We start from the raw sequence: 10,789 nt of genomic DNA, 5'->3' as shown, positions 1-10,789 counted from the left end.
GTTCTGAAAAATTGTTCGATGACTACTGAATCGACGCGATGATCAATGTCGTAAATATATGGATTTATTAAAGAATTGTCCATTGTACAGATCAATGATTTGTGTATGCAAAGAATCTATATGTTTACAGGTGATATCGGTCGCTGGCGGTACTCTGTTTGCACACTTAATGATTAAATAACATCCTTTTAACTTGTTCTACCCATCGTTTTAATACTTTTGCCTCGATTTCCAAGATTAACCGAGTACAGAAATACTGACATGGTAGAGGCAGAAAATGAGAAAGCAGACATAAGGTTGTTAGCGTACGGTGACGATGCGGCCTTTGATCGTCTGTACAATCGTTATCATAGGGCTGTTCATCTCAATATATTGAAGTTTGTAAAAGAACCAGAAATAGCCGAAGACATTTTGCAAGACGTCTTTTTGTCGCTTTGGCAAAATCGTTCCAAATTCGAAAACTATGAGGCTATCGGTGGATGGCTTTTTATCGTAAGTCACAATAAATCGCTGAATAGCTTACGTAAAAAAATTAACGAATCGATAGAATATGTCTTCACCTACCCAGTCGAACCTGAAGCTTCAGGGAGTAACATCGAAGCAGAAGAGTTATACACTTTACAAATGCGCCTGCTCGATGAAGCTGTCGACAACCTCCCGGCACGAAAAAAAGAAGTTTTTAAACTTTGCCGTTACGAGGGTAGGTCAAAAGCCGATGTTGCAGAGCTATTGGGAATCAGCTTACAGTCTGTCAATGACTACCTTAAACAGTCAAATTCGGCCATCAGGAAGTATGTTTTACAGCGCTATCCTGAATATGTAGGCGTGGCATTATTTGTATATTCTTTTTTCTGATATATGTCGGGTTGATATTATGTTAACAAAAGCGTAACACAAAAAGGCATCCCCTTTAAGCATCCCCTGTGTATTTAAAGGTGATGAAGGATCAAATTTATAAACGGATTGCGGATTTTTGGAAGGGCCATTTATCAAAGGAAGAGCAAAGTCATCTACTTCGCGATATCAAGACACATGAAGAAGAGATAAAAAGCGATCTAGCCGACGATTTTCTTAAAAATAAAACGAACGATGGAAGTCTTCCTGAACGCAAATATCAGGTGCTTCTCGAAAAGATTCATGCCAGTATGGATCTGCCCAACAAAAAGAGAAAAAGGCTTAGGTGGCTAAAAAACAGTCTTTCAGCGGCAGCTGTATTATTCGTAATAGGTTTAGGCGGATACTTTATTAACACAGAGAGCAACCATTCACCTCATCCTATTGTAAGTGACTCTGGAATTACCGATACTTTACGAATTTATAACAATAATTATCAGGATCAGCAAACCGCACTCGCTGACGGTTCCGTGGTTATTTTATCGCCAGGTAGCGCCATAACGTACACCTCAAATTATCCATCTATTGATCGCCAGCTGCACCTTACCGGGAAGGGGAGATTTAAAGTTGCACACAATATTTCTCGGCCCTTTATTGTATGGGCAAACGGATACAGCACAACAGCACTTGGAACAGACTTTTCCATTGATTCGCGAGAATCTGGGCAATTGAATATTTACCTGGAAACCGGTAAAATAGTCGTAAATGCAGGCACTAAAGCTCATAAACCGATGAAAAGTCAGTATCTACTTGCGGGCGATCAATTACGTATAACAACCGAAACAGGACAAATATCCTTAACCAAACCAATGGAGAAAATTGAACAGCATCGCAAGACCGTTGTTGCTGCAAAAACTACGCGACCCGTAACACCTATGATGGTGTTTAAAGATACCCCCCTGCATACCGTATTTCAAACGATAGCGCTTGAACAGGGGATTCAGATAATAACCGATGCGCATGAATTGAAAGGATTGACTTTTACAGGTGAATTTAAAATCAACGAACCTGCTCATCTTATTATTGATATCGTGTGCAATATGAACGGGCTCCAGTCCATTGCCTCTGAACAGGGTATAATAACAGTACAGAAAAAGGTTGTTACCACAGAATAGATATAAAAAGAACATAAATAAAGAAAACAGACAGATGAAAAAAAGAACTATTGTCAACGGTGTTAGATTGGCTATGAGTGGTCTCGCGCTGTTCCTAGCGACTAATGTTTGGGCACAGTCTGGCGGACAGTTGCGCGGAACCATTCTGGACCACACCGGATCAACCATCCCCGGCGCAACTGTACAGCTCCTCGATCAAAAAGGGGACGCTGTAACTCAAGTATCCACAGATGCCGATGGGGTATTTATTTTAGGAGGAATGAACGTCTCGGGAAACTATCGTATTAAAGTAACGATGCTCGGATATCAATCGTATGAAAGTGCAGCCAAAAAAGTAAAAGAAGGAGAGAGCAATTCGATGCTTATTCGTTTAAATCAGACATCATCGGAGCTTACTGAAGTTGTAGTTGTAGGATACGGACAGCAGCGCCGCGGCGATCTGACAACAGCAATCAGTACACTTCCGAATGTGAGCACGCAGGTCGACCGCCCCGTTACTAATCTTGGCGACATGATGCAGGGGAATGTTGCTGGGGTCACCGTGATGTCCGCCGGAGGAGATCCTTCGCAGAACCCCAAGGTATTGATCCGAGGAATGAACACCCTGAACGATAACGAGCCTTTGTATGTTGTGGATGGGGTGCCTTATTACGGAGGTCCAATCAATCCGAATGACATTGAGTCGGTAAATATTTTAAAAGATGCAGCCGCAGCTGCAATTTACGGTGCCCAAGCATCGTCAGGCGTGATTGTTATCACTACAAAAAGCGGCCAGCCGGGCAAACCGAAGCTGAACGTTGACATCTATCGCGGATGGCAGAATGCAAGTAACCTTCCATCAGCATTGAATGCGGAGCAATATTCACAAGCTTATAACACAGCGTACGCGAACGATGGATTAAATCTGCCGCCGGGACATAACCCAGACGAAAATCCTTGGGGACAGGTTTCCCGTACAAACTGGATGGATGAAATATTTCAGACAGGAGACATATTAAATGCCAATGTCCAACTATCCGGCGGAGGAGAGAAAGCTACCTACAGCTCCTCGTTCGGTTACCACGATAAAGAGGGGCTATTATTGAATACCGGTTATAAACGCTTTTCGTATCGTATTAAATCCAACTTTGATCTAACGGACCGAATTTCCGTAGGACAGAACTTTTATGTAAACCACACTGCAACCCGTGGTACGAATACAGAAAGTAGTTACAGTGGATCTATAATTAATGCTATTTACATGAATCCCGCAGCACCGGTGTATGATGAATACGGTAATTTCCACGGTACGGTACCTCAAGACCTATCTGGTTTCTCTGGAATCTACGGCGATACATATAATCCAGTAGCATTGCTTAAGCGTCCTTTTGTCGACAATCCGTCGTTAAACCTCAATGGTAATGCTTTTGCGTCGATAAAAATTCTAGACGGACTGACCTTTAAGTCGAACTTCGCTATAAACATGCGACGTTATTCGTATAAACGCTTCGATCCCAAGATCCCTGAGATTGGCCGGGCAAATGGAAACAACTACCTTACCCACGAAGAACAGCGTGAGGATCGTTGGATATGGGATCAGCAGCTGAATTACACCAAGAGTTTCGGATCCCATAATGTGGATGCCGTAGCCGTGTATTCCGCTCAAAAGACACGATACGACCAATTTTATTTACAAGCGAGAGGCTTTGAACGAGAAGAGGACTGGAATCAATATTTAGGGAATGCGGCGGAGGTACCTGAGATGCCAAGTAGCGCAGTGTGGGAGGATGCATTGACTTCCGCAATTGCTCGCGTGAACTACAATTATGCAAACAGGTATTACATTGGAGCGAGTATTCGTCAAGATCGCACATCACGCCTTTCGGAAAAATATCGATCGGATGTGTTCCCGTCCGTTTCCGCAGCTTGGAAGATTTCTTCTGAACCGTTCTTTAACAGCGCGTTTATAAACGATCTAAAGCTTCGTGCTTCCTGGGGACAGATCGGAAATATTAGATCTGTCGATCGCTACGCTTATAACCTGCCTTTAACAACGGATGTATCAACGCCACTGGGAGAAAACAACACGTTGGTTCGACACTATGCTATGACCAAACAGTTTAATCCGGATATTTCATGGGAGCGCTCAGAATCTCTTGACATCGGTTTGGATTTTACAATCTTCAATAAATTGACCGTTGCAGCCGACTACTACCATAAAACCACTATTGGAATGATCCAGGAAAATGAGGCGAACCCCCACGCCGGTTTGGAAAGAGGGTCGACAGCGAATGTTGGCGATGTCTTAAATAAAGGATTTGAGTTTGGTGCCCGATACAATGATCAGTTCGGAGAATGGCGACTTGGATTGAATGCCAATATCGGATTCAATGAGAATGAGCTGCAGGATCTCGATGGGTACTTTAACGACTTTATCGCACATACTTCTCACGTTCGAGGAGTATTGCTACCCTACCGATCAACGCCAGGCCAACCACTTCATTCATATTATATGATACCGACAGCGGGTATTTTCTCGTCAGACATGGAAGCCGCAGATTATAAAGCTTCCAACGGCCAGCGGCTGCAGCCGGAAGCAAAAGGAGGAGATTTACGCTTTGTTGACAGTAATGGTGACGGATCAATAAATGATGCTGACCGTCGATACATGGGCAGTGCTATCCCGAAAGTTACCTACGGGTTTTTCGCGAATGTTGAATATAAAAACTTCGATCTGAGTATCCTTACCTATGGCGTAGGTGGGACGAAGATCTTCAACGGTTACAAATATACAGCCTTTAATGCAGGGTTACAGGGATACAACTTGGACGCACGTGTGCTGGATGCTTGGACGCCAGAGAATACGGATGCTACAATTCCGCGTCTGACCCGCGAGGATCCAAATAGTAATTTTGGAACCGTATCGGACTGGTATCTAGAGGATGGTGATTATTTCCGCATCAAAAATATCACATTGGGCTACCGCATTCCTGAATTGTTGGGAAAATTACAATCAAGAGTGTATTTCTCGGCAGAAAATCCGTTTACGTTTACCTCCTATTCAGGAATCGATCCAGAGGTCGGCGATATAGGACTAGACGTGGGAAGGTATCCATTGGCAAAAACTTTCACAGTAGGACTAAATGTTAATTTTTAATCACAGGAGGAAACATGAACTTACAATTTAAAAAATATATAGCACTTGCGTTACTTGGACTGGCAATTAGCACGCAATCATGCAACAAGTCATTCACAGACCTTACACCACAAGGATCGACTACGGATGCTAATTTTTGGAAAACAGAGACGGATGCAATTTCTGCCGCGAATGGTCTCTATGAGCACTTTAGCGATGATAGTATGTTTGGGCGTGGCCTATTTTGGTTCGTAAACGCATCGGACGATATGGTTACCGGCCGAACCGACGCAGGATCTGCTGCCGTTCGAAATTTTACGGCTACTGGAAATGAAAGTCGCATCAATAGCATGTATAAGAAATTCTACCAGATTATCCAGCGCGCAAATACGATCTTAACCAAAGTTCCGGAAATGGAAATCAGTGAGGCTATTAAAACTCGTGTACTTGGAGAGGCCTATTTCATGCGGGGCTACGCGTATTTTTATCTTGCTCAGTATTATGGTGATCAACGTGCGGGAATACCCATCGTCACCGAAGAAAATATGGAGCAGCTTAATTTCGAGCGTCCAGCGCATGTCAGCGAAAATTTTGAGCAAGTGCAGGCCGATTTGTTAAAAGCGGTTGAACTACTGCCGCTGGTAACCACCTACACGGGCGATGATTTGGGTCGCGCCAATAAGGATGCCGCTTATGCGTATCTGGCTAAAACGAATATGCAATGGGCGCGTTATGATAGGAGTAAATGGGCAGAGGTAGCAAAGTATTGTGATATGATAACGAATTCGGGATCGAACCGAGCCCTCATCGATACTGACAAACCTAGCGAAGATTTCGCAAGCGTTTTCTTTGTAGAGAATAATTATTCTAGCGAGTATATTTTTTCTGTAGTATCAAACCGTACGCGTGGCTCGATATTACCGGGTGTAATGTTTGAAAATACCGGGTACGGAATGTACAACGGTTGGGGGTATTTTCACCCGACGCTAGAGCTTTACGCATCTTTTGAAAAAGGGGATCCACGTCTAAAGGCAACGATCCTAGAATTTGGAGACAGCTATATGCTCTTCGGGCAGGAGCGGAAGTATTACTCCTCAAATTCTCAGACAGGATTCCAATTTAATAAATACATGCATCCTTTCCGTACGCCGGCATCGCAACACCTAAATCCAAATGGGGACTACCCGACATCGGATCTAAATATCCCGTTGGTGCGCTACGCCGACGTCCTATTGATGAAAGCCGAAGCTCTGATCCAGCAGGGTCAAAACGGAGATTCTGAGATTAACAAAGTACGCGATCGTGCGGGTCTTCCTACTATTCACGGGGCCGATATGGGCGACCTTAAGCAGGAACGTCGTTCCGAGTTCGCTGGTGAATACACCGATAGACATTCAGACCTTGTGCGCTGGGGTGACGCGCAAGCAGCATATGCCAAACCTGCCACAGGGAGGCAGCATAACAATAAAAATGATCCAGAATCGGATTTCGAGATTATAGAAGTTTGGGGTCCACGTAATTTTGAACCTTCAATACACCACGTGTGGCCAATTCCGCCACAGGATCTCAGCAATGCCAAGATACCGCAGAATGAAGGCTGGTAGTAATGCGTTCTATTAATTTGATTTAGAAGAATGACTGTTCGGCTCGGCCGTGCCTTTCGAACAGTCATTCTTCTTCTTGCTAGATAGACGGCTGACAATTATTAGATTTGATTACTAAATCGAAAAAATAAATGAAAACAACATATTTGACTAAAATGCTTTTCTTGGTTCTTCTTACGACTCCTTGTATGATGTTTGCCCAACAAACGGATACGCACGACCGCTTCGAGGAACTTATGTTTGGCGAACGTCAACAATTAGCTGTATCGGTCAAAGGACATAGCCATAATGACTACCAACAGGATATACCTTTTTTTACGGCATACTATGCGGGGATGGAATCTATAGAGGTGGATCTATTCTTACGGAACGATTCGCTGTATGCTGCGCACGAGATATCGGGGATCAAACAAGGCGTCACGTTAGAGGATATCTATTTAAAACCATTGGCATCTCTGTTTAAAAAGAATGATAGGAGGCCGTTTGTTGATGGAACTAAGAGTCTACAACTACTTTTAGACTTTAAGGAGGACTACAAAAAGTTGATGCCTCCACTGCTTACGCTTCTAAAGAAATATCAATACATGGTTAATCCGCAAATGTCCGAGAACGCCGTTAAAGTTGTCATCAGCGGTAATATGCCCCCTGCTGAGGAATTCGACAGATTCCCAAAATGGATCTATTTTGACGGCCGTCCGCAGATTAGTTATACCGACGGACAACAGAAACGTTTGGGTGTTATCAGCGACAACCTAAAAAACTATACGAACTGGAATGGGAAAGGCGTTCCCAGCCCGGTTGCCATGGCTAAGATACAAGAGGAAGCCTTACGGGCAAAAGCTATGGGGGTGCCGTTTCGCTTATGGGGAACACCGGAAAGCGTGAATACCTGGCTAACTTTAGAAAAAATGGGTGTCAGTTGGCTCAATACCGACCACCCTACTGCATTAGCAGAGTATATAGACAATCTGGCGGCTAGTCGGTACACGTCAAAACAGCCTTACAAAACATATCAACCGACCTATTCCTCAGATGGAAAAGATGCCAGCGCGGTAAGAAATGTGATTTTGCTTATTGGTGATGGTATGGGAATGGGGCATGTCCAAGCGGTAATTTCTGCAAACAGAGGCCAAGCAAATATGAGTAAGATGAAACACATTGGTTTTTCCTTTACCAGCTCCTTTAGTCCTGGGAATACCGATTCTGGCGCTGGCGGGTCAGCAATTGCAACAGGCCAAAAAACGTTAAACGAACACCTCAGTGTAGATACCAATGGGAACCCACTGCCACGCATTCCCTCAATAATACGACCTTGGGGAGTACACACTGGTATAGTTTCAACGGGCGACCTATCGGACGCCACACCAGCAGCCTTTTACACCTCGAACAAAGACCGGAACGCGTCAGAAGCGATCAGTAATTCTTTGATCTATAATAAAGATACAGATATTCTCGTTGGAGGTAAGCCGAGTGCCTATAACGACTCGAAAAAATGGAATCAGTTTGCAGCAGCTTTAAGGGGTAATGAATTTGATCTACCGGTCAGTAAACAGGAATTTCTAGCAAGTAAATCCGAAAGATTAATATATTTCCTTCCCGACTCTTTGACTCGACCAGTTAAAGACGGACGAGGACCGATTTTAAGTGAAATTCTAGTAGCTACTATCGATAAACTAAAACATCGTGATCAAGGCTTCTTTATCATGGCTGAAGGAGCTCAGATCGACTGGGGAGGACATGCTCGGGATCTGGAATATACGCTTACGGAGACTCAGGATTTCGATCAGGCTGTGGGAGAGGCCTTACGTTTCGCAGATCATGATGGTAACACGTTGGTCATCGTTGTGGCGGACCACGAGACAGGTGCACTGTCGCTTCTAGATACCGACTGGAAATCGGGATTTGTACATGGGAACTTTGCATCCAATGACCACAGTAGTATGGCGGTGCCTGTTTTTACATATGGTCCAGGGGCCCAGAATTTCACTGGTTTTTTTCAAAACACTTATATATTTGATCGTATCGTCGCGCTTTTTAGAAAGTAGGTAGAAATCAACACTATCGACTACTTTCCGTTATAACCTATGTCTCAGGTAACTTGAACAAATATCTTTGGTGTACTTATGGCCGAATGATGTAGTTGGAACCATCATTATTTTAGTTCGGTTGGATAGATACGAACAAAAGTAGAGCGAAACGTCTGTATTTTGATGAAAACTAATGGTCATGGACAAACTTACAGCTTCAATTTTAATCCTATTTTTCACATTATTATCATGTAACAAGGCAAACGTTTAATTGCCGCTAAAAGATTCTTCCGCCTAGGAGATCTGTTCAAAAAGAAAAAATAACATAACTTTACTGAAACCGTCCAAATTATCTCATGTCTGGAATGAACCCGTTAACAGCTTTTTACGCCTTTTCAGCAGGAGCATTATGGCTATTGGGTGCTCTACTTTTTATCGGTATGGATAAAGTAAATTCCCTGGCCAATCGGTGGCTTGGGGCATTCTATTTTATTCTTGCATTTACTTTTATCCAACTTTTCTTGGAAGGCTTTAGAATTAGTGCGGGTTTCCTTATTCACCTGCTCGAATTGCCCAGATGGGCAATGTTCCCTTGTCTTTACATTGCCGTAAACCTGTACATATCGCCTGATTCAGCGAAAAAGGATTGGCTTGTCCATTTCGTACCCTTTCTGCTTTTCCTCATATTTTCTTTCGCTTATTTAATGCCTATTTTGTTTACTAAAGAAAACCATTTACCCGTATTGCCTTCATGGTTAGGATTTATCATCCGGTATTTTTTCTTTGGCCAGATGGTATATTATTGGATTGTTTGTTATGCTCTGCTCCGTGGCCACAAAAAGAACATAAAGCTAATCTCTTCTTTTACTGATAAAATAGACATGGATTGGTTAGGTTATTTATTGATTTCAGTGTTTTTCTTGATTCTTGTCCGTCTGCTTAGTATGGCTAACATTCACATAACTTATTTTGCTCCAGTACTGTATTTTTTAGGACTAATCCCTTTGGCATATTTAACTTTAACTCAAAAATCAATTTATGCGATCGAAAAATATCATTTGCTGGGAAAAGACGAAATTGAAATAAAAAAAATAGTGAATGAACGGCTTACAGTTGACCAGGTTGAAGAACTCAAAAATATAGTGATACGAAAAACGGTTGACGAAAAGTTATATCTCGACCCCAGTTTGACCTTGTCGGTACTTTCGGCTAAGGTAGGCATCAGCACACATGAACTTTCCTACGTTCTTAATAATGGAATTGGTAAGAACTTTTATACGTTTATAAACGAGTTGCGTGCCGAAGAAGCAAAATCTCTACTTTTGTCAGAGAACACCAAGCATTTGGATATGCTAGGCGTCGCAATTAGAGCTGGCTTTAATTCCAAAACCACATTCTATACTACATTTAAAAAAGCAACTAATCTTACACCGAAAGAGTATATTAAAGCAAAGTCGGGAACTGACTGAGCGAAATCGTGTATCATACAATGTAAACAAATCAGGTGTTGATCGTTCCCAAAGATATTGTGGTAGAAATGTATCTGGACTTTCTAAAATGCAATTAAAAACAAATGATGAAAAAAATAGAAACATCTAATTTTAAAAGACTTATTGGAACTTGGAAAACTTCAGGACTTGTCATAACCCAAGAAAAAACAGTCGATCTAAACGGAGTAGATACATACGCGCTGATACTTGATGGAAATTTTATCCTGCATAAAGCGGATGTAATGATGGGTATGGAGAAAAGTGAAACATTTGAAATGATTTCACTTGGACATTCAGATGATGACGCTAAAATGCAATACTTCAATTCAAGAGGAGAAAGTGGCGTCATGACGAGTCGAATGAAAAATGATAGTTTTCAAATTAATGGAAACGGGATCAAATTCCAGGGATTGATAAATGAAGAGAACTCCGAAATTATCGGGAATTGGTCTATTCAATCGGAGAATAAAGAATGGATAGAATTCATTGAACTTAAATTAGAAAAACTGTTTTAGTGAGTGTGTAATAACATTAAAGATCGTGT

General features: G+C 42.3%; 7 protein-coding genes. All 7 read left to right on the top strand.

From position 1 onward, the window contains the following. Window positions 1–261 precede the first annotated feature (261 nt). The 7 genes from HP439_RS15120 (at window position 262) to HP439_RS15090 (ending at window position 10,760) form a co-directional block, all read left to right on the top strand. Window positions 262–855 (top strand): RNA polymerase sigma factor, encoded by a 594-nt coding sequence (locus HP439_RS15120; protein ID WP_172391174.1) that lies wholly within the window; start codon window positions 262–264, stop codon window positions 853–855. A gap of 83 nt (window positions 856–938) precedes the next feature. Further along, window positions 939–2,009, top strand: a complete 1,071-nt coding sequence (locus tag HP439_RS15115; RefSeq protein ID WP_172391173.1) for a FecR family protein — start codon at window positions 939–941, stop codon at window positions 2,007–2,009. 34 nt (window positions 2,010–2,043) lie between these two features. After that, window positions 2,044–5,145 (top strand): SusC/RagA family TonB-linked outer membrane protein, encoded by a 3,102-nt coding sequence (locus HP439_RS15110; RefSeq protein WP_216657869.1) that lies wholly within the window; start codon window positions 2,044–2,046, stop codon window positions 5,143–5,145. 14 nt (window positions 5,146–5,159) lie between these two features. Beyond that, window positions 5,160–6,728, top strand: a complete 1,569-nt coding sequence (locus tag HP439_RS15105) for a RagB/SusD family nutrient uptake outer membrane protein (protein ID WP_172391172.1) — start codon at window positions 5,160–5,162, stop codon at window positions 6,726–6,728. 131 nt (window positions 6,729–6,859) lie between these two features. After that, entirely contained in the window at window positions 6,860–8,773 is a 1,914-nt protein-coding gene (locus HP439_RS15100) for an alkaline phosphatase (RefSeq protein ID WP_172391171.1), read from the top strand. Between the two features lie 347 nt (window positions 8,774–9,120). Next, the gene (locus HP439_RS15095) at window positions 9,121–10,224 is read left to right on the top strand and encodes a helix-turn-helix domain-containing protein (RefSeq protein WP_172391170.1); all 1,104 of its coding nucleotides are present in this window, start codon (window positions 9,121–9,123) and stop codon (window positions 10,222–10,224) included. Window positions 10,225–10,328: 104 nt separating this feature from the next. Next, window positions 10,329–10,760: a hypothetical protein gene (locus HP439_RS15090; protein WP_172391169.1), complete on the top strand. Its 432-nt coding sequence runs from the start codon at window positions 10,329–10,331 to the stop codon at window positions 10,758–10,760. Window positions 10,761–10,789: the final 29 nt, after the last annotated feature.

Origin of the sequence: Sphingobacterium shayense, assembly GCF_013179575.1 — a bacterium.
GTDB lineage: Bacteria > Bacteroidota > Bacteroidia > Sphingobacteriales > Sphingobacteriaceae > Sphingobacterium > Sphingobacterium shayense.
Note: the sequence above shows the minus strand (reverse complement) of the source record. Positions and strands in the feature narration are given on the sequence as shown.

Excerpts from the sequence above, each read along its gene's own strand:
- HP439_RS15105 (WP_172391172.1), top strand. The coding sequence starts at position 5,160 with ATGAACTTACAATTTAAAAAATATATAGCACTTGCGTTACTTGGACTG.
- HP439_RS15090 (WP_172391169.1), top strand. The coding sequence starts at position 10,329 with ATGATGAAAAAAATAGAAACATCTAATTTTAAAAGACTTATTGGAACT.
- HP439_RS15095 (WP_172391170.1), top strand. The coding sequence starts at position 9,121 with ATGAACCCGTTAACAGCTTTTTACGCCTTTTCAGCAGGAGCATTATGG.
- HP439_RS15120 (WP_172391174.1), top strand. The coding sequence starts at position 262 with ATGGTAGAGGCAGAAAATGAGAAAGCAGACATAAGGTTGTTAGCGTAC.
- HP439_RS15110 (WP_216657869.1), top strand. The coding sequence starts at position 2,044 with ATGAAAAAAAGAACTATTGTCAACGGTGTTAGATTGGCTATGAGTGGT.
- HP439_RS15100 (WP_172391171.1), top strand. The coding sequence starts at position 6,860 with ATGAAAACAACATATTTGACTAAAATGCTTTTCTTGGTTCTTCTTACG.
- HP439_RS15115 (WP_172391173.1), top strand. The coding sequence starts at position 939 with ATGAAGGATCAAATTTATAAACGGATTGCGGATTTTTGGAAGGGCCAT.